Source organism: Saccharopolyspora cebuensis (assembly GCF_039542665.1).
Classification (GTDB): domain Bacteria; phylum Actinomycetota; class Actinomycetes; order Mycobacteriales; family Pseudonocardiaceae; genus Saccharopolyspora; species Saccharopolyspora cebuensis.
This window is the reverse complement of record NZ_BAABII010000020.1, coordinates 43383-63022: the sequence shown is the minus strand read 5'-3', so window position 1 is coordinate 63022 and position 19640 is coordinate 43383. Positions and strand designations below refer to the sequence as shown.

The following is a 19640-nucleotide window of genomic DNA, read 5'->3' as shown; positions in this document are numbered from 1 at the left end:
GGATCGCAACTCGGCAGCCGCCGGGGCCTGCTTCACCCGACCGGTATCACTCGATCAGTCGAGTCGTTCGACGGTGCTCCCGGCGGCCGAGCGGCGGGCCGCCTCGATCACGTCCAGCCCGGCGACGGCGTCGGCCGGATCGACCGGCGGTGCGGCCCCGTCGCGCAGCGCGGCGACCACACCGCGGTAGAAGGCCGGGTAGTCGCCCGGCAGGCCCGGCACCGGTCGGCTGTCGTCCGGGGTGCCGAGCAGGCCGCGGCGCTCCTCCGGTTCCGCACCCCACTCCGGGCCGCCCGGCACGTCACCGGCGCGCAGCGCGGCCTCCTGCGGGTCGAACCCGTGCTTGGTGAAACCCGCGCGGTCGCCCAGCACCCGCAGCCGGGGACCGTGCTGGGCGGCGAACTTGCCCATCCACAGGTGCGAGCGCACCCCGCTGCGGTGCGACAGGGCCAGGAACGCGTCGTCGTCCACCTCGGCTCCCGGCCGCAGGCAGTCGATCTCGGCGTAGACGGCGGCGACCGGGCCGAACAGGTGCAGCGCCTGGTCGACCAGGTGGCTGCCGAGGTCGTAGAGGACGCCACCGGCCTCCTCCGGGCCGCCGGATTCCCGCCAGCCCGGCTTCGGGCTCGGCACCCACCGCTCGAAGCGCGACTCGAAGCGGTGCACCCGGCCCAGCGCGCCGTCGCGCAGCAGCGCTTCGAGGGTGCGCAGATCGCTGTCCCAGCGGCGGTTCTGGTACACGGTGAGCATCAGCCCGGCCGCCGCCGCCCGGTCGATCAGCGCCCGGCCCGCCGCGGCGGTGGGCGTGAACGGCTTGTCCACCACGACCGGCAGCCCGGCGTCGAGCAGCGCCGCGGTGTGCTCGTGATGCATCCGGTTGGGGCTGGCGACCACGGCGAGGTCCAGGTCCCCGGCCCGCTCCAGCAGTCCGCCCAGGTCGTCGACGACGGTGGCGTCCGGGTGCGCGGCCCGGGCCTGCTCGCGGCGACCGCGGGTCACCACGACGTCCAGCCGCAGGTCGGGGTCCGCCGCGATCAGCGGCGCGTGGAAGTGGGCACCGGCCACGCCGTAGCCGATGAGTCCGACGCGAAGCTCCATCGGTCCATTACAGCAGCCGGCTACGCCGACGCGCGGGGCCGCCGGTCGACCTGCCCCGGGCACACCAGTCCGGTCTCGTAGGCCAGCACGACCAACTGGGTCCGGGAGTTCAGGTGCAGCTTCTGCATCACGTGGTAGAGGTGCGATTTCACGGTCAGCTCGGCCAACCCCAGGTTGCGGGCGATCTCGGCGTTGGAGCCGCCGCGGGCCACCTCCAGCAGCACGTCGAGCTCGCGGTCGGTCAGCGCCGCGAGTTCGCTGCGGGCGTCGCGCACCCCGAGCGAGGCGAAGCGCCGAAGCAACCGCTTGGTGATGCGGGGCGCCAGCAGCGCGTCCCCGGCGGCGACCGTGCGCACCGCCTTGAGCAGCTCCTCCGGGGCGGCGTCCTTGAGCAGGAAGCCGCTGGCCCCGGCGCGCAGCCCGGCGTAGACGTACTCGTCGAGGTCGTGCACGGTCAGCATGACGACGGCGGTGGCGCCGTCGGTCTCGGCGACGATCTCGCGGGCGGCGGCGATGCCGTCCTTGCGCGGCATCCGCACGTCCATCAGCACGACGTCCGGCGGGCGGCGGCGCACCGCGGCCACGGCGGCATCGCCGTCGTCGGCTTCGGCGAGCACGCGCAGATCGGGTTCGGCGGACAGCAGCGCCACCAGTCCGGCGCGGATCGTCGCCTGGTCATCGGCGACGACGACGGTGGTCTCCGCGGAGTGCAACACCGGCCTCCTCATGTCCGTGCGGGCGTCCGCACCCGACCGACGCGCGGCGGCGCCGTCCCGGGGCCCGAACCGAGGGAGCGTGCGGATCAGGCCAGGTCTGGATTTTCCGCGCACGGTAGCACGGCTTCCAAGCGGAATCCGCCCTCCACCGGATGCGCCGTGAAGCTACCGCCGAGCAGCGCGACCCGTTCCCGCAGGCCGATGAGGCCGTGCCCGGAGCGCGGGGCGTCGGCGGGGGCCTCCGGACGGCGGGACGGGTCGACCTCGTCGCTGACCTCGATCCGCAGCGCGGTGCCGCCGTACTCGACCAGCACCCTGGCCCGGCCGGCGCGGGCGTGCTTGAGCACGTTGGTGATCGCCTCCTGCACCACGCGGTAGGCGGTCAGCTCCACGCCGGTGCCGCACTCCCGCGGCGTGCCGCGCCGTTCCAGCCGCCAGCTCACCGCGCCGCCGCGCACCGAGTCGACCAGCTCGTCGAGCTCGGCCAAGCCGGGCGCGGGGTGCAGCTCCGCCCCCTCCGCACCGGTGTTCTCGTCGCCGCGCAGCACGGTGAGCAGGGTGCGCATCTCGGTCAGCGCCGCTCGCGAGGTGCGTTCCAGCTCGGCCATCGTCTCCCGCGCGTGCTCGGGATCGCGGTCCACCAGCGCCCGGGCGACCCCGGCGCGCAGCGCCACCACCGACAGGTTGTGCGAGACGATGTCGTGGAACTCGCGGGCGATCCGGGCGCGTTCGACCACCGCCGCGTCCGCGGCGAGCCGGTCCCGCGCGGTGTCCAGCAGCGCCATCGTGCGTTCGAGCTGGGCGGTGCGCTTGCGCCCCAGCCGCATCGCGCGGCCCCACCCGGCGACCATCACCAGGTTGACCACCGCGCCCACGATCCGCAGCGCCCCGATCCCGGTGGATTCGGCGTAGACCGGCACCTCGGCCACCGGGTACACCATCGCCACGACCGAGGCCGCGACCGCCTGCCGCAGCGAACCGCGCACCGCGACCGAGTAGACGGCGACCAGGATCGCCAGGTTCAGCGCCCCGATCGGCAACCGCAGCAGGGTCAGCGCGGTCGCCACGGCGAGCAGCCCGAACAGCGGGACCCACGGTGCCCGCCTGCGCACCAGGAGCAGCCCGGTGGCGGGCACGCTGACCAGCAGCGGCCACCACTTGCTCGGCCCGGGCGGGGCGAGCAGCGCCAGATCGACCACGTGCAGCGCCGAGAACGCCAGCACGAACGCCGCGTCGCCGAGCACGGCGCGGCGCGCTAGGAACCACCGAAACGGCGTCGCGCGATCGACCATCGACCCTTCCCGTGCCGGGTGCTGCGGGGCCCGGTGGACTGACTTCGGGGGGATCACCGTTCCCCGCAGCACTCGAACCTCCGCCGCCGTCGGCGCGGACGACCGGAGGCGGCACGATCCTGGACCCGCGCGGCCGCCGGTGCATCAGTCGAAAGTGGGACGCACCCGGCCGGTTCAGTAGCCGCGGGCGACCCACTCGTCGAACTGCGGGCGCACCGCGCCGATCGTGGTGCTCTCCCCGTGTCCGGTGTGGACGGTGGTCGCGTCGGGCAGCGGCAGCAGGCGGTCCCGGATGGACGCCACCAGCACGGAGAAGTCCGAATAGGACCGACCGGTGGCCCCGGGCCCGCCCGCGAACAGGGTGTCGCCGGTGAACACCACGCCGCGCTGCGGCGAGTAGAAGCACACCGCCCCCGGCGCGTGGCCCGGGGTGTGCAGGATCTCCAGCTCGGCGTCGCCCACCACCACGAGCTGACCGTCGGCGAGCTCGCCGTCCGGCGCGCGGTCCGGGTGCACCAGGTCCCACAGCACCCGGTCGTCGGGGTGCAGCAGCAGCGGGGCGTGGACCGCGTCGGCCAGCGCGACCGCCGCCCGGACGTGGTCGTCGTGGGCGTGGGTGGCCAGCACCGCCTTGACCGCGCGGTTGCCGACCAGCGCGCGGATCGCCTCGGCGTCGTGCGGCACGTCGATGACGACGCACTCCTGGTCGTCGCCGAAGACCCAGGCGTTGTTGTCGACCTCGAAGGTCTGGCCGTCGAGCGAGAAGGTCCCGGACGTCGTGGTGTGATCGATGCGCGCGGTCATCAGAACACCACCACCGAACGCAGCACCTCGCCGCGGTGCATCTTCGCGAACGCCTCCTCGACCTGGTCCAGCGCGATCTCCTCGGTGACGAACTCCTCCAGCGGCAACCGGCCCTGCTGGTACAGCTCCACCAGCATCGGGAAGTCCCGCTCGGGCAGGCAGTCGCCGTACCAGCTCGACTTGATCGCCCCGCCCCGGCTGAAGACGTCGAGCAGCGGCAGCTCCAGCTCCATCTCCGGGGTCGGCACCCCGACCAGCACCACGGTGCCCGCCAGGTCCCGGGCGTAGAAGGCCTGGGTGAAGGTCTCCGGTCGGCCGACCGCCTCGACCACCAGGTCGGCGCCGACACCGCCGGTGAGCTCCCGGATCCCCTCCACCGTGTCGGACTCGGCGGCGTTGAGGGTGTGGGTGGCGCCGAACCGGCGCGCCCAGTCCAGCTTCACCGGGTCGGTGTCCACCGCGATGATCCGGCGCGCCCCGGCCATGGCCGCCCCGGCGATCGCACCGTCGCCGACCCCGCCGCAGCCGATCACCGCCACGGTGTCGCCCGGGCCGGCACCACCGGTGTTCACCGCGGCGCCGATACCGGCCATCACCCCGCAGCCGAGCAGACCGGCCACCGCGGGGCGCGCGGCCGGGTCGACCTTGGTGCACTGCCCGGCGTGCACCAGGGTCTTCTCCGCGAAGGCGCCGATGCCCAGCGCCGGCGACAGCGGCGTGCCGTCGGTGAGCGTCATCGGCTGCGCCGCGTTGTGGGTGTCGAAGCAGTACTGCGGCCGGCCGCGCTTGCAGGCCCGGCAGACCCCGCACACCGCGCGCCAGTTGAGGACCACGAAATCGCCGGGCGCGACGTCGACGACCCCGTCGCCGACCTGCTCCACCACGCCCGCCGCCTCGTGCCCGAGCAGGAACGGGTAGTCGTCGCTGATCCCGCCCTCCCGGTAGTGCAGGTCGGTGTGGCAGACACCGCACGCCTGCACCCGGACGACGGCCTCACCGGGACCGGGATCCGGAACCCGGATCGTGACCACCTTGACCGGTTCACCACGACCGGTCGCGACCACCGCGCGAACGTCGGACACGAGCACCTCCTAGGCCTTCCGGGGGATCAGCCTCCCCCATCGTCGTATGCGCGGCACCGCATCAGCAAGGGGCGGCCCGATCGGGCGGATCGGACACGAAGAGTCATCCGACGACTACTGTACGATTTCCGCAGGACGAGGAGGGGCCATGGTCAACGCGCAGGATCCGACCACCAGCCCGTGGTGCGCCGAGCGCGCACCCGCGACGGCCCCCGCCGACGGCCCGCCGCCCCGGCCGATGGACATCGAGCGGCCTGCCGCGGCCCGGCTCCACGACGCCTTCCTCGGCGGCAGCCACAACCTCGGCGTCGACCGGGAGTTCGCCGAGCGGCTGGCGGGCGACCTGCCCGGGATCGGCGAGCTGTTCCAGGTCGACCGCGGTTTCCTGCGCCGCGCCGTGGAGCACCTGCTGGCCCTGGGCATCCGCCAGTTCCTGGACCTGGGCTCGGGCATCCCGACCATCGGCCACGTGCACGAGGTCGCCCGGCGGCGGACCGCCGACCTCCGGGTGCTCTACGTCGACAACGAGCCGCTGACCGTCGCGCACAGCAGCGCGCTGCTGGCCGACGAGCCGCACGCGGCGATCATCGAAGCCGACTGCCGCGCCCCCAAGTCGGTCCTGTGCTCCCCCGCGGCGGAGGAGCTGCTGGACCTGGACCGGCCGCTGGGCCTGCTGATGACCTCGGTGCTGCACTTCGTGCCCGACGCCGACGATCCGCGCGGGCTGGCCGCCGAGTACCGGGACGCCCTCGCCCCCGGCAGCCACCTGGTGCTCGCCCACCTGGCCGACGACGTCCAGCCCGAGGTCGCGGCGGTGCTGCGGCGCGAGTACGCCGGCACCGCGGACCCGCTGCACCCGCGCGGCACCGGCTGGATCGAGGAGCTGTTCGGCGACTTCGAGGTGCTGGCGCCGGGGGCGGTACCGCTGGCCGACTGGCGACCGGACCCCGAGCAGGTCGGGCTGGCCCGGCGCTACCGCCTGATGCACGGCGGGGTGGCCCGCAAGCCGTGAGCTCTGGCTCACCGGGCCGGAATCCGCTCAGGGGCCCCGGCCGCAGCGCGGTGGCACGCGACCGGCTCCGCCGCGCGGATCGTCGGCGGGAGCGGTCCTCACGCGTCGGCCGAGCGGGGGCTCCGGATGAACAGCAGGAGCACCCCGGCGACGACCGCGGCGCTCCCGGCGGCCAGCCAGGCCCCGGCCAGCCCGGCGTGCTCGGCGAGCAGCCCGAACAGCAGCGGCCCGGAGCTGCCGCCGAAGTAGATCCCGGTCTGGGTGAACGACGTGGCGCTGGCGACCCGGTCCGGGGCGATCTTGGCGACGGCGAAGTTGAGCAGCCCGGGCCAGGCCCAGCCGGCGCCGAACGCGACGGCCACGCCGATCAGGAAGGCCGCGGGCGCGGGCACCGCCATCAGCCCGTAGCCCACCGCCCCGACGAGCAGCATCCCGGTGATGACGCGGACGAGGTTCGGGTTCCGTCGATCGGCCAGCACGCCGGCCGACAACCGGACCAGCAGCCCGGCGGCCGACCCGACCGAGAGCACCAGCCCGGCCGCCGACGGGCTGAACCCGACCTCCACCGCCGTGGTGGTGACGAACGCGCCCAGCGCGTTGGCCGCGGCGGACCCGAGCCCGCCGGAGATGGCCAGCAGCAGCAGCGCGCCGCGCGGCGCGCTGCCCCGGCCCGAGGCGGCCGCACCCGGCCGGGAACGCTCGGCGGTGGGCAGCAGCGGGACCGCGAAGGCGGCGCCCAGCCCGATGATCCCGGCGAAGACGAAGACCCACCGCCAGCCGATGGTCAGCGCGACGGCGGGCACGGCGACCCCGGCCAGCAGCGTGGCCACCGGGATCGCGGACTGCTTCACCCCGAAGCCCATGCCCCGGCGGTGCACCGGAACGCCCTGCGCGATGAGCAGGTTCGACGCGGGCTGCCCCAACGAGTTCGGCAGTCCGGCCAGCCACAGCAGGCCGAGCAGCCAGGCGGCGTCCCCGGCCGCGGCCATGCCGAACAGGCAGAGCGCGCTGCCGGAGGCGGCCAGCCGCATCCCGAGCCGGGCGCCGATGCGCTCGACCACCCAGCCCATCATCCGGGAGGCGATGGCGGCGACGCCGAAGAACCCGGCGGCGGCGAGCCCGAGCAGCGCCGCGCTGAAGCCCATGTCGCGCTGGAGCTGCACGCCGAGCCCGCCCACCAGGAAGACCGGGAAGACGCCGACCGTGACCACGGCGGCGACCGAGGCGAGCACCCGGGGCACGCCGACGGCGGCCGGAGGAGCGGCGATCCCCGCTGCGGGCATCGGCGTACCTCCATCGTCGGCGGCGCGGTGGGTCATGACCAGGCTGCGCAGCGCGGTGGTTTTTAGCAACGCTAACGTGACGCACGACTCCGCGCAGGCCCGCACGACGCCCGAAATGCCGGTTGACTCCGGCGGTCCGGCCGCGCGAAAGTGCTAAACCGTTGTCGATCGACCGCAGGAGGACATCGGTGACCGTGGCGCCGGGAGCCGGACTCCCCTCCACCCTCATCCCCGACCTGGTGCTGCTCGACGCGGTGGAGCTGTCCTGGTCGATCCGCAGGCGCGAGGTCTCGTGCGTCGAGGTGATGCGCGCCTACCTCGACCACATCGACCGGTTCAACCCGCAGGTCAACGCGATCGTCTCGCGCGCCGAGGAGGGCGACCTGCTCGCGCAGGCCCGGGAACGCGACGCGCAGCTCGACCGGGGCGAGCCGGTCGGCTGGATGCACGGTTTCCCGATCGCGGTGAAGGACCTCTCCGACGCGGCGGGCTTCCCCACCACCAAGGGCTCACCGCTGCTGGCCGAGCACCGCGCCGAGGCCGACGAACGGCACGTGCGGCGGATGCGGGACGCGGGCGCGATCGTCGTCGGCAAGACCAACGTGCCCGAGTTCGGGCTCGGCTCGCACACGTTCAACCCGGTCTTCGGCACCACCACCAATCCCTACGACCCGTCCCGCAGCGCCGGGGGCAGCAGCGGCGGGGCCGCCGCCGCGCTGGCGATGCGGATGCTCCCGGTGGCCGACGGCAGCGACTTCATGGGGTCGCTGCGCAACCCCGCCGGCTGGAACAACGTCGTCTCGCTGCGGCCGGGCTTCGGCCGGGTGCCCGCCGAAGGCTTCCTCAGCGAACCCTCGGTGCCCGGCCCGATGGGCCGCACGGTGCGCGACATCGCGATGCTGCTGTCCACGATGGCCGGTCCGGACCCGCGCGCGCCGCTGAGCATCGAGCAGGACCCGGAGCGGTTCACCGGCGACCTCAAGCACGACTTCACCGGCGCCCGGATCGGCTGGATCGGCGACTTCGGCGGCTACCTGCCGTTCGACCCGGGCGTGCTGGAGCTGTGCTCGACGGCCTCCGAGGCGTTGCGCGAGATCGGCTGCACCGTCGAGCCGGTGCGCACCCGGCTGCCCACCGAGCAGATGTGGGAGACCTTCCTGCTGTGGCGGCGGTGGCGCACCGGCCCGAACCTCGCCGCCGCGCACGCCGACCCGGCCACCCGGGCGCTGCTCAAGCCCGAAGCCGTCTACGAGGTCGAGGGCTACCTGGAGCTCACCGTCGACGACATCACCCGCGCGCTGGACGGCCGGGACCGCTGGTACGCGGCGGTGTCCGCGCTGTTCGACGACTACGACTACCTGCTCGCGCCCAGCGCGCAGGTCTTCCCCTTCGATGCGGGGCTGCGCTGGCCGAACCGGGTCGGCGGCCGGGAGATGGACACCTACCACCGGTGGATGGAGACCGTCGCGCCGTGGACGCTGTCCGGGCACCCGGTGGCCACCGTGCCCGTCGGGTTCGGCGCCGACGACCTGCCGATGGGGGTGCAGCTCATCGGCCCCAACCACGCCGAGTGGCCGCTGCTGAAGCTCGCCTGCGCCTACGAGGCGGTCACCGACTGGGTGCACCGGGTGCTGCCACCCGCGCTGCGCTGACCGGGGCGGGGCTGACCGGAGCGGGCGGGGCGCCGGGGGTTCCGCCGCCCCGCGGGGGCGTTCAGCCGCGGAACGCCGGGATGCCGGTCAGCGCCTGGCCGATGGTCAGCGCGTGCATCTCGCCGGTGCCCTCGTAGGTCAGCACCGACTCCAGGTTCGTCATGTGCCGGATCACCGGGTACTCCAGCGAGATCCCGTTCGCCCCGAGGACGGTCCGCGCGCTGCGCGCCACCTCCAGCGCGCCGCGCACGTTGTCCAGCTTGCCGAAGCTCACCTGCTGCGGGCTGAGCTGCCCGGCGTCCTTGCGCTTGCCCAGGTGCAGCGCGAGCAGCCGACCGTTCTGCACCCGCACCGCCATGTCGGCCAGCTTGCTCTGGGTGAGCTGGAAACCGGCGATCGGGCGGCCGAACTGCTCGCGGGTGGTGGCGTAGTCCAGGGCGGCCTCCAGGCACGCCCGCCCGGCCCCCGCCGCGCCCCACACGATGCCGTAGCGCGCCTCGTTGAGGCAGCTCAGCGGACCGCGCAGCCCGGTCACCTCGGGCAGCACCGCCGCCGCGGGCAGCCGCACGTCGTCGAGCACCAGCTCGCTGGTCACCGAGGCGCGCAGCGACAGCTTCTGCTTGATCTCCGGCGCGGCGAAGCCCGGCGCGTCGGTCGGCACGACGAACCCGCGCACGCCCTCGTCGGTCTGCGCCCACACCACGGCGACCGAGGCGATGCTGCCGTTGGTGATCCACATCTTGCGGCCGTTGAGCACCCAGTCGGTGCCGTCCCGGCGCGCCGTGGTGCGCATCGAGGCGGGGTCGGACCCGTGGTCGGGTTCGGTGAGGCCGAAGCAGCCGATCGCCTCGCCCGCCGCCATCCGGGGCAGCCACTCCTGCTTGTGCTCCTCGGAGCCCCACCGCCAGATCGCGAACATCGCCAGCGAGCCCTGCACCGACACCAGCGAGCGCAGCCCGGAGTCGCACGCCTCCAGCTCCTCGCACGCGATGCCGTAGTCCACGGCGGACATCCCCGCGCAGCCGTAGCCCTCCAGGTGCATCCCCAGGACGCCGAGCTTGCCCAGCTCGCGGGCCAGCTCGCGGGCCCCCGGGAGTTCCCCGCGCTCGTACCACTCGCCGACGTGCGGCAGCACGTGGTCGCGGCACAGCGCGCGCACGCTGTCCCGGATGGCGAGCTGCTCGGTGCTGAACTCGGTGTCGATGCCCAGCGGGTCGCGCGGGTCGAAGGCGGGACGGGACGAGCTCATGACGGGATCCTCCTGGAGGCGGTCGGCGGCAGGGGTGCGGACTCGGTGTCGGACAGCCAGGCGAGGACCTCGTCGGTGTGCTCGCCGAGGCGGGGCGGCGCAGTGGCGGCGGCGCTGCCGGTGGCGGAGAAGTCGATCGGCATCCGCGCCTGGGCCACCCCGCCGTCGCCCGGATCGACCGTCGGCCGCAGCCCGAGCGATTCGGCGTAGTCCACCGCGCGGGAGAGGTCGTTGACCTGTCCGCAGGCGATCCCGATGCGCTGCAACCGCTCCTGCCAGTCGACCGCGGTGCGCGCCCCGAGCACGTTCTCCAGGTGCCGCACCAGCTCCTCGCGGTGGGCGACGCGCTCGGCGTTCGTGGCGAAGCGCGGATCCTCGGCCATGCCGACCAGGCCCAGGGCCTCGGTGAGCCTGCGGAACTGGGCGTCGTTGCCGACCGCGACGGCGAGGAAGGCGTCCTCGCAGCGCAACGTCTCGTACGGCGCGATGCTGGGGTGCCGGTTGGCCATCCGCTGCGGGGCGGCGCCGGTCGACTGCAGCGCGCTCATCTGGTTCACCAGCGAGGACAGCAGGCTGGACAGCAGGTTCACCTCCACGTGCTGCCCCGTCCCGGTGCGGTCCCGGTGGCGCAGCGCGGCCATGATGCCCAGCGCCGCGTCCTTGCCGGTGAGCACGTCCACGACCGCGACGCCGACCTTGGTCGGCGGGCCGTCCGGATCACCGGTGATGCTCATCAGACCGCCGAGCGCCTGCACCACGAAGTCGTAGCCGGGCAGGTGCGCACCGCCCTCGCCGCCGAAACCGGAGATCGAGGCGTAGACCAGGCCCGGGTTGAGCTCGGCAGCGCTGTCGAAGTCGAGCCCGTAGCGGGCCAGCGCCCCCGGCCGGAAGTTCTCCACCAGCACGTCGGCCCGCCGCACCAGGTCCCGCGCGGCGCGCTGCCCGTCCGGGTCGGCCAGGTCGAGCACGATGCTGCGCTTGCTGCGGTTGACCGATTCGAAGTAAGCCGAGCTGTGCTCGGTCCACGGCGGACCCCACGAGCGGGTGTCGTCACCGCTGTCCGGCCGCTCCACCTTGACGACCGTGGCGCCGAGATCGGCCAGCAGCATGGTCGCGTAGGGGCCGGCGAGCACCCGGCTGAAATCGGCGACGACCACGCCCTCCAGCGGGAGCGGGTCCGGTCCGGCGACGTCTGCGCACACCTCGCGAGCACCTTCCTCCAGCGGAGTTCCGCGAATCGCGTCACGGCGGAATTGGATTCAATATACAGTCGCGGGACCGACGGTCAAGCCCTTCTGGAGGCCCGGCATGCGCCCACCCACCACGCAGGAGTTCGTGCTCGGGGAGCTCCGCAAGGCGATCGTGTCCGGCGAGCTCGCGCCCGGCCAGCCGGTGCGGCAGGACGGCATCGCGCAACGGCTCGGGGTCAGCCGGGTGCCGCTGCGCGAGGCGCTCAAGACGCTGGAGGCCGAAGGCCAGGTCGTCTACCGCCCGCACCGCGGCTACTCGGTCGCCGAGCTGTCGCTGAGCGACCTGCTCGAGGTCTACCGGATGCGCGAGCTGCTGGAATCCGAGGCCGCGGCGGTGGCCACCGAGCGCTTCGGCGAGTCCGACCTGGCGCGGATCGCCGACGCGCGCGACGACGTGGAGCGCGCCGCGGGCAGCGGCGACCTGGTGGCCATGATCGCGGCGAACCGGCGGTTCCACTTCGCGCTGCTCGAACCCGCCGGGCTACCGCGGTTGCTGCGCGTGGTCCGCACGCTGTGGGACGCCACCGACGCCTACCGCGCGGTGTACTACAACTCGGACGCGAACCGGCGCCGGGTGCGCGCCGAGCACGACGCGATCGTCACCGCCGCCGCCGAGCGCGACGCACCGACCCTGGTCCGGCTGCTCGACGAGCACCGCGGGCACGCCGTGGCGGCGCTGCGCGGCACCATCACCGAGCGCTGAGCGGCCGCCGCGCCCGGCCGGGCGGGGGCACTGCGCGGTCGGCGCCCCCGCCCCGGTCGATCAGGAGTAGTCGTAGAAGCCCTTGCCGGACTTCTTGCCCTTCAGGCCGGCGTCGACCATCCGCCGCAGCAGCGGCGGGGCGGCGTGGTGCGCTTCGCCGTACTCGGCGTACATCGAGTCGGCGATGGCCGCGAGGGTGTCCAGGCCGACGAGGTCGGCGAGCCGCAGCGGACCCATCGGGTGCGCGCAGCCGAGCACCATCCCGTCGTCGATGTCCTCCGCGGTGGCGAACCCGCCCTCGTACATCCGGACCGCGGAGAGCAGGTACGGCACCAGGAGCGCGTTGACGACGAAGCCGGAGCGGTCCTGGGCCCGGATGGTCTGCTTGCCGAGCTGCTCGGTCGCGAACCGCTCGGCGCGGGCGAGGGTCTGCTCACCGGTGAGCAGCGAGGGCACCAGCTCGACCAGCTTGAGCACCGGGACCGGGTTGAAGAAGTGCACGCCGAGCACCTGCGCCGGTCGCTTGGTGGCACCGGCGAGCTTGGCGATCGGGATGGACGAGGTGTTCGAGGCCAGGATCGCCTCCGGATCGGCGACCACCTCGTCGAGCCGGGTGAACAGGTCGACCTTGAGCTTCTCGTCCTCGGCGATCGCCTCCACCACGAGCTGCCGGTCGTCGAGGTCGGCGAGGTCGGTGCTGAACAGCAGCCGGGACTGCGCCGCGTCCCGGTCGGCCTCGGTGATCTTGCCGGACTGCACCGCGCGGTTGAGCGACTTCCACAGCCGGGACCGACCGGCCCGGGCGGCCTCGTCGTCGACCTCGCAGACGATCACGTCCAGCCCGGCCCGGGCTCCGACCTCGGCGATGCCGCCACCCATCAGTCCGCCGCCGACCACGCCCAGGCGCTCGATCTCCGTCACGACACCGGTCCTTCCGTCGCTGTGCTGCCGTGGCCGCGATCATGCCAGCACCACCGCCCCGACGACGCCGGGCAGTGCGCCACACCACCGGTCGTGCCGCTCACCCACCGCGGCGGTCCGCGCGCCGGAACCGGGCCGCGCTGTTCTGAAATGAATTCTGCCCCGCGCGCCGGGCGCCCGACCGGGGCGGATACCGTCCGCGGAGGACGTCTCGAAGGAGGAGCCAAGGTGAAGCTGGACGGCAAGGCGGTCATCGTCACCGGAGGAGCGGGCGGCATCGGGCGCGGGATCTCCACCGCGTGCGCGGCGGAAGGCGCCGGGGTGCTCATCGTCGACCTCGACCAGGAGGCCGGGGACGCGGCCGTCCGGGAGATCACCGAGGCCGTGCCCGGTGCGCGGGTCGCCTTCCTGGCCGCCGACATCGGCGCCGCCGGGACGGCCGAGGCGGTGCGGGACGCCGCGGTGGCGGAGTTCGGCCGGATCGACGTGCTGGTGAACAACGCGCACGCCTCGCGCCAGGCCCCGCTCCTGGAGCACACCGACGAGATGTTCGAGCTGTCGTTCGGCACCGGCTTCTTCGCCACCTACCGGCTGATGCGCGCCTGCCACGCCCACCTGGCCGAGCGCGGCGGCAGCATCGTCAACTTCGCCTCGGGCGCCGGGTTGAACGGGCAGCCCAACCAGGCCTCCTACGCCGCGGCCAAGGAGGCGATCCGGGGGCTGAGCCGGGTCGCCGCGCACGAGTGGGCGCGCGACGGCATCCGGGTCAACCTCGTCTCCCCGATCGCCCGCACGGCCGGGGTCGAGGCCTGGTCGAAGACGCACGCCGAGCAGTACGAGCGGATGCTCGGCACGATCCCGCTGGGCCGGCTGGGCGACCCGCGGGAGGACATCGCACCGGTCGTGGTCTTCCTGGCCTGCGACGACAGCCGCTACATGACGGGGCAGACGCTGATGGCCGACGGCGGCACCGTCATGCTCCGCTGAGTTCCCGCTCGCGGCGAGGCGCCTCAGGCGGGCGGGTTGGCGCAGCTCGGGTTGAGCAGCTTCTGCACCTCGGCGGTGTCCAGGTTCTCCTTCGTGATCAGCATCGAGCCGGTGTCGGTGGGCGGCGGCGGGGCGGGGTCGCCGGTGATCTCGCCGATCGCCGCCGTGACGGCGAAATAGCCCATCTTGAAGGGGTTCTGCGCGATGAGGCCGGTGATCACGCCCTCGCGCAGCGACTGGATCTGGCCCTCCGAGGTGTCCCACCCGATGATCTTGACCTGGCCCGCCTTGCCCGCCTGCCGCACGGCTTCGGCGGCACCGAGCACGCTCGGCTCGTTGGCCGCGTAGATCCCGTTGAGGTCGGGGTTGGCGGTGAGGATGTCCTGGGTCACCTGGAGCGCCGTGTTGTAGTCGCTCTCGCTGGACTGCTCGGCCACCAGCTCGAGCCCGGGGTTGGCGGCCAGCCCGCGCCGGAAGCCCTCGGCGCGGGTCTCGTTGGTGCTGGTGCCGGGCTGGAACTCGATGAACGCCACCTTGCCCCGGCCGCCGAGCTGGTCGGCGAGGAGCTGCGTGCCCATCTGGGCGGCGGCCACGTTGTTCGTCGCGTACACCGGGACGTCCGGCGGCTGCGGCTCGGTACCGGAGTCCATGTTGACCACGGTGGTGCCCTGCCCCTGCGCGGTGCGGGTGATCTGGGACAGAGCCTTGGCGTCGGTGGCGGCGTAGACGAGGCCCTGCACGCCGCCCTGGGCGAGCATGTCCTGCAGCAGGCTCTGCTGCCCGCTCACGTCGCTCTCGGAACTCACCCCGTCCCAGTGGATCTGCACGTTGGGCACCTTGGAACCGGCGCACTCGGCGCCGACCCGCACCTGCTCCCAGAAGTCGAAGCCGATCGCCTTGGGCACCACGACGATCTTCACCGGCCCGCCGGCTTCCACGTCGCCACCGCTCTGCTGGCGAACCTCGACGCTGCACCCGGCGGCCAGGACCGCCGACAGCACCGCGCACGTCACGCCCAGAACCCTCTTCATCGCCGAGCTCCCTTGCTCGCTACCCGACGTCGCCGCCGAGCTTGCGCCGCTGGTAGCGGTCCCACCAGACCGCCAGCCAGATGATCACGCCGATCAGCACGTTCTGGTAGAAGGTGCCGATGTTGAGCTGCACCGCCCCGTTGCGGATCACCGCGACGAGGAAGGCGCCGATCAGCGAGCCCCAGACGGTGCCGCGACCGCCGAACAGGCTCGCGCCGCCGATGACCACGGCGGCGATCACGTCCAGCTCCAGCCCTTCGCCGAAGTTGGGCTGTCCCGAGTTGATCCGCGAGGCGGCGATCATGCCGCCCAGCCCGGCCAGCGCACCGGAGAGCACGTACACCCAGGTCAGGTGGCTGCGTACCGGGACACCGGACAACCGGGCGGCCTCCATGTTGGAGCCCATCACGTAGGCGTAGCGCCCGAGTCGGGTCCGGGTGAGCACCAGGTGCCCGAGCACCGCGACGACAGCGATCATCAGCACCGGGATCGGCAGCACGCCGATCACGCCCTGGCCGAGCAGCCGGAACGAGTCGGGCGCGCCGAACACCGCGACCGCGCCGGTGATGATCAGCACCAAGCCGCGCCCGACGCTGAGCATCCCGAGCGTGGCGATGAACGGCGGCAGCCCCACCACCGACACCAGCAGGCCGTTGACGAGTCCCGCGAGCGCCCCGATCGCGATGCCGCCCAGGATGCCCAGCAGCGGGTTGACCCCGAAACCGGCCATCAGCATCACGCCGACCACACCGGACAGCGCGGCCACCGAACCCACCGACAGGTCGATGCCGCCGGTGATGATCACCAGCGTCACGCCGACCGCCATCACCGCGTTCACCGACGTCTGCGAGCCGAGGTTGAACAGGTTGTCGGCCGTCAGGAAGGACGGCGCGACGATGGACAGCGCGATGAAGACGACGATCAGCGCGCCCGCGGCGGCGACCTGCGACACCGCCCCGGAGAACCGGTCGGCCAGCCCGCCGAGCGGTCCGCGCTCCCGCGTGGACGATCCGTCCGTCTGCTGTTCGGTCATGGGGTGCCCTTCGCTCCGGTCGCGAGCGCGACGACGCGTTCCTCGGAGAACTCCGCACGCTCCACTTCACCGGTGATCCGGCCGGCGCGCATGACGAGGATCCGATCGCACATGTTCAGCAGTTCGGGCAAGTAGCTGGAGATGAACACGACCGCCTTGCCCTTGGCGGCCAGCGCGTCCATCTGCTGGAACATCTCCGACTTCGCGCCGACGTCCATCCCCCGGCCGGGTTCGTCGAAGAACAGCACCTCGGCGCCGGTCTCCAGCCAGCGCGCCAGGACCACCTTCTGCTGGTTGCCGCCGGAGAGCATCCGCACCGGGCGCCCCACCCACGGCACCCGGATGCGCAGCGCCTCGCGCTCGCGCTCGGCGATCGAACGCTCCGCGCCGAGACTGATCAACCCGGCCTTCATCGGCAGCTTCGCCATCGTGATGTTCTTGTCCACGCCGAGCTGCATGGCCAGCCCGTCGGACTTGCGGGCCTCGGTCAGGTAGCCGATCCCGGCGGCGATCGCGTCGGCCGGACCGCGGATGCGCAGCGGGGCGCCGTCCAGCGCGACGGTCCCCGACTCGGGCACCTCCGCGCCGAACACCGCCCGGGCCAGTTCCGTCCGGCCCGCGCCGACCAGCCCGGCGAGGCCGAGGATCTCCCCGGCCCGGACCTCGAACGAGACGTCGCGGACCGCCTCGCCCCGGGTCAGCCCGGTCACCTCCAGCCGGGCCGGACCGGCTTCGCGGAAGCTCCTCGGGTACAGGTTCTCCACGTCGCGGCCGACCATGAGCTGCACGAGCTGCGCCTCGTCGAGCTCGGCGGTCGGCCGGGTGGCCACCACCGCGCCGTCGCGCATCACCGTCACCCGGTCGCCGATCTCGAAGATCTCGTCGAGCCGGTGGGAGATGTAGAGGACGGCGATGCCGTCGGCGGTGAGCTCGCGGATGATCCGGTAGAGCTCCTCGGTCTCGCGCTCGGTGAGGCTGGCGGTCGGCTCGTCCAGGATCAGCACCTTCGCGCGCACCGCGAGGGCCTTGGCCAGCTCGACGCGCTGCTGCTCGGCCGTGGACAACCGGGACACCCGGCAGGTCGGGTCGATCCGCAGCCCGACCCGGGCGAGCAGGTCCTTGGCCCCGCGGCGCTCCGCCGACCGGGCGATCCAGCCGGCCCGCCCCGGTTCGTCCCCCACGAACAGGTTCTCGGCCACCGACAGGTCCGGGGCCAGCGCGAACTCCTGGTGCACCATCGACACGCCGAGCCGCCGCGCGGTGCCGGGCCCCTGGAAGGCGACCGGCGCACCGTCCAGCTCGATGGTGCCGGTGCTGGGTTCCTCCACCTGGGCGATCAGCTTCATCAGGGTCGACTTGCCCGCGCCGTTCTCCCCGGCGAACACGTGCACCTCGCCCGGCGGCACGGCCAGCGTGACGTCCGAGACGGCGACCACGCCGGGAAAGCGCTTGCTCACACCGTTGAGCGCCACCGCGGCCCGCGGCGGTGCGGACGACTCCATTGCCGTCACGACGCGGCTCCCCTCGATCGTCGAGATCGTTGCTGTCAGCTCGCGGTGCGCCGGATCATACATAGCTCCACCACCCCTCGAAAGGGTTGCGACGAAGCGAAGTATTCGATTACCGACGCCACCGGACAAGTCCAACCCCGCGCCCCGGCACCGCGCAAATTGCCGTGGCTTCCACCACCGCGCCGACGGCGGTCCGTAAGCTCGCAACGGAGGCACCGGACGGACCGGAGGAGTGAGCACGTGCAGCCGCTGCTGGCCAGCGACCCCAACCGCGTCGGTGACTACCGGCTGCTGGCCCGGCTCGGGCGCGGCGCGATGGGCGGGGTCTACCTCGGCCGGTCCCGCGGCGGCCGCGTGGTCGCGGTCAAGGTCGTGCGCCCGGACCTGGCCGAGGACCCCGAGTTCCGCGAGCGGTTCCGCCGCGAGGCCGACATGGCCGGCTCGGTGGGCGGGTTCTGGACCGCCGCGGTCGTCGGTGCCGACCCGGACGCCGATCAGCCGTGGCTGGCCACCGAGTACGTCCCCGGCCCCACCCTGCACCAGGCGGTCTCCGACCACGGCGCGCTGCCGGAGGAGACCGTCCGCGGGCTCGCCGCCGGCCTCGCCGAGGCGCTGGTGGCCATCCACCGAGCCGGTCTGGTGCACCGCGACCTCAAACCGGCCAACGTGCTGCTCGGGCCGGACGGGCCGCGGGTGATCGACTTCGGCATCTCGCGGGCGATGACCGGCAACGCGCTGACCGCGACCGGCATGTTCCTCGGCACCCCGGGCTACTTCTCCCCGGAGCAGACCTCGGGCGGGGAAATCGCCCAGTCCAGCGACGTCTTCTCGCTCGGCGCGGTGCTCGTGTTCGCCGCGACGGCGAGCGGTCCGTTCGGCAACGACAACACGGCCGCCATGCTCTACCGGGTCGTGCACTCCGAGCCGGACCTGGCCGCGGTGCCCGACCGGCTGCGCCCGCTGCTGGCCGACTGCCTGGCCAAGGACCCCACCGCTCGCCCGCGACCCGAGCAGCTGCTGGACCGGATCGGCGAGACCAGCCCGCAGGGCGCCCACTGGCTGCCCCCGGTGATCAACCAGGTGATCCAGCAGCACGCCACCGAGCTGCAGCAGACCACCAGCGCCGCGCCGCCGGACACCGCACCGCCGCAGCCCGGCTCGGGCACGCGCGCCTACACCCAGGCGGGCGCGGCACCGCCGCAGCCCGGCTCGGGGACCCGCTCCTACACCCAGGCGGGCGCGGCACCGGTCGCGGCGGGCGCGGTGGCCGAACCGGCTCCGCCCCGGCCGAAATCGCACGGCGACTGGGCGGCCCCGAAACCACCGGCACCGAAGGCCCCCGCCCCGAAGGAACCGAAGGCCCCGGAACCACCGGCGCCGAAGTCCGCGGCACCGGCCCGCTCCGGCGAGGTCGCGCGGCGCGACCCGATCGTCCCCGCCGCCCCCAGGCACACCGCCCCGGCGAAGATCGCCGCGCGGGTCCGCGACGACGTGCCGGGCCCGGTGTTCGTCACGGCGGGCAAGGTGGCGGCCTTCCTCTGGATCCTCTGCTGCGTGCTCGTGGTCGCGGGCCTGAACGCGCTGGCCGCCCAGGTCTCCGTACTACCGAACGACCTGGACACCATCGCGTTCCAGGTCGGCTCCCTGCTGCTGGTGGTGAGCGCGGCGTGGTCGGCCGTGCGGCTGCTGGTGCCCAAGCTGAAGCTGAAGATCAACCCCGACGGGTTGCGGATCTCCCGACTCGGGCTGCACCGGGAGATCCCGTGGAGCCAGGTGCGGCGGGTCGGCGTCGTCGGTCGCGGCAGCGCCCAGTACGTCGCGGTGTGGCCGGTGGAGGGGGCGGCCAAGCCGAGCACCCGGCCCTGGCACCTGGTCCGGTCCTACCACGGCGGCTACCGGGTTTACCCGATCGGGGACACCGGGGGTTGGTGGCGGCGGCGCCAGGAGATCCGGCGGGTGCGGTCGGCGTTGCAGGACCACGCCCCCGCGCTCTACGACTCCCGGCTGAGCTGACCG

At 73.4% G+C, this 19640-nt stretch carries 17 protein-coding genes; 5 read left to right on the top strand and 12 right to left on the bottom strand.

Going from position 1 to position 19640, the window contains the following annotated elements; all coding sequences use genetic code 11:
- Positions 1-54: 54 nt before the first annotated feature.
- The 5 genes from ABD976_RS26950 to ABD976_RS26930 form a co-directional block, all read right to left on the bottom strand.
- Positions 55-1098, bottom strand: coding sequence for a Gfo/Idh/MocA family oxidoreductase (locus ABD976_RS26950; RefSeq protein WP_345367887.1), 1044 nt, complete (start codon positions 1096-1098; stop codon positions 55-57).
- 20 nt (positions 1099-1118) lie between these two features.
- Positions 1119-1826, bottom strand: a complete 708-nt coding sequence (locus ABD976_RS26945; protein WP_369774573.1) for a response regulator — start codon at positions 1824-1826, stop codon at positions 1119-1121.
- Positions 1827-1900: 74 nt separating this feature from the next.
- The gene (locus ABD976_RS26940; RefSeq protein ID WP_345367886.1) at positions 1901-3106 is read right to left on the bottom strand and encodes a sensor histidine kinase; all 1206 of its coding nucleotides are present in this window, start codon (positions 3104-3106) and stop codon (positions 1901-1903) included.
- Between the two features lie 174 nt (positions 3107-3280).
- Positions 3281-3910: an MBL fold metallo-hydrolase gene (locus tag ABD976_RS26935; protein ID WP_345367885.1), complete on the bottom strand. Its 630-nt coding sequence runs from the start codon at positions 3908-3910 to the stop codon at positions 3281-3283.
- Positions 3910-4992, bottom strand: coding sequence for an S-(hydroxymethyl)mycothiol dehydrogenase (locus tag ABD976_RS26930; protein WP_345367884.1), 1083 nt, complete (start codon positions 4990-4992; stop codon positions 3910-3912). Before ABD976_RS26930 ends, ABD976_RS26935 begins: the two co-directional genes overlap by 1 nt.
- Before the next feature lie 148 nt (positions 4993-5140).
- On the opposite strand from ABD976_RS26930, the gene ABD976_RS26925 reads away from it, so the two are divergent.
- Entirely contained in the window at positions 5141-6004 is an 864-nt protein-coding gene (locus ABD976_RS26925; RefSeq protein ID WP_345367883.1) for an SAM-dependent methyltransferase, read from the top strand.
- A 98-nt stretch (positions 6005-6102) separates the two neighbouring features.
- Here the strand turns inward: ABD976_RS26925 and ABD976_RS26920 are convergent, their stop codons facing one another.
- Positions 6103-7287: an MFS transporter gene (locus ABD976_RS26920; RefSeq protein WP_345367882.1), complete on the bottom strand. Its 1185-nt coding sequence runs from the start codon at positions 7285-7287 to the stop codon at positions 6103-6105.
- Between the two features lie 188 nt (positions 7288-7475).
- Between ABD976_RS26920 and ABD976_RS26915 the strand changes: the two genes are divergently transcribed.
- Positions 7476-8939, top strand: a complete 1464-nt coding sequence (locus tag ABD976_RS26915; RefSeq protein WP_345367881.1) for an amidase — start codon at positions 7476-7478, stop codon at positions 8937-8939.
- Between the two features lie 61 nt (positions 8940-9000).
- Here ABD976_RS26915 and ABD976_RS26910 read toward each other — a convergent pair whose 3' ends face one another.
- Entirely contained in the window at positions 9001-10188 is a 1188-nt protein-coding gene (locus ABD976_RS26910; RefSeq protein ID WP_345367880.1) for an acyl-CoA dehydrogenase family protein, read from the bottom strand.
- Complete coding sequence (locus tag ABD976_RS26905) at positions 10185-11390, bottom strand: CaiB/BaiF CoA transferase family protein (protein ID WP_345367879.1); 1206 nt, start codon at positions 11388-11390, stop codon at positions 10185-10187. The genes ABD976_RS26910 and ABD976_RS26905 overlap by 4 nt, the downstream gene beginning before the upstream one ends.
- Positions 11391-11496: 106 nt before the next feature.
- On the opposite strand from ABD976_RS26905, the gene ABD976_RS26900 reads away from it, so the two are divergent.
- Complete coding sequence (locus ABD976_RS26900; protein WP_345367878.1) at positions 11497-12141, top strand: GntR family transcriptional regulator; 645 nt, start codon at positions 11497-11499, stop codon at positions 12139-12141.
- Positions 12142-12201: 60 nt separating this feature from the next.
- On the opposite strand, the gene ABD976_RS26895 is transcribed toward ABD976_RS26900, so the two are convergent.
- Entirely contained in the window at positions 12202-13062 is an 861-nt protein-coding gene (locus ABD976_RS26895) for a 3-hydroxybutyryl-CoA dehydrogenase (protein WP_345367877.1), read from the bottom strand.
- A 228-nt stretch (positions 13063-13290) separates the two neighbouring features.
- Between ABD976_RS26895 and ABD976_RS26890 the strand changes: the two genes are divergently transcribed.
- Positions 13291-14049 carry an SDR family NAD(P)-dependent oxidoreductase gene (locus ABD976_RS26890; RefSeq protein WP_345367876.1) on the top strand — a complete coding sequence of 253 codons (759 nt, stop codon included), beginning with the start codon at positions 13291-13293 and terminating at the stop codon, positions 14047-14049.
- Between the two features lie 23 nt (positions 14050-14072).
- Here ABD976_RS26890 and ABD976_RS26885 read toward each other — a convergent pair whose 3' ends face one another.
- The 3 genes from ABD976_RS26885 to ABD976_RS26875 are packed head-to-tail and all read right to left on the bottom strand — an operon-like array spanning position 14073 to position 17615.
- Entirely contained in the window at positions 14073-15080 is a 1008-nt protein-coding gene (locus ABD976_RS26885; protein ID WP_345367875.1) for a sugar ABC transporter substrate-binding protein, read from the bottom strand.
- A gap of 19 nt (positions 15081-15099) precedes the next feature.
- Positions 15100-16113: an ABC transporter permease gene (locus ABD976_RS26880; RefSeq protein WP_345367874.1), complete on the bottom strand. Its 1014-nt coding sequence runs from the start codon at positions 16111-16113 to the stop codon at positions 15100-15102.
- Entirely contained in the window at positions 16110-17615 is a 1506-nt protein-coding gene (locus tag ABD976_RS26875) for a sugar ABC transporter ATP-binding protein (protein WP_345368031.1), read from the bottom strand. The genes ABD976_RS26880 and ABD976_RS26875 overlap by 4 nt, the downstream gene beginning before the upstream one ends.
- A 249-nt stretch (positions 17616-17864) precedes the next feature.
- Here ABD976_RS26875 and ABD976_RS26870 point away from each other — a divergent pair, with 249 nt between their 5' ends.
- A complete protein-coding gene (locus tag ABD976_RS26870) occupies positions 17865-19637 on the top strand; it encodes a serine/threonine-protein kinase (protein ID WP_345367873.1) in 1773 nt (590 codons plus the stop codon).
- Positions 19638-19640 lie beyond the last annotated feature (3 nt).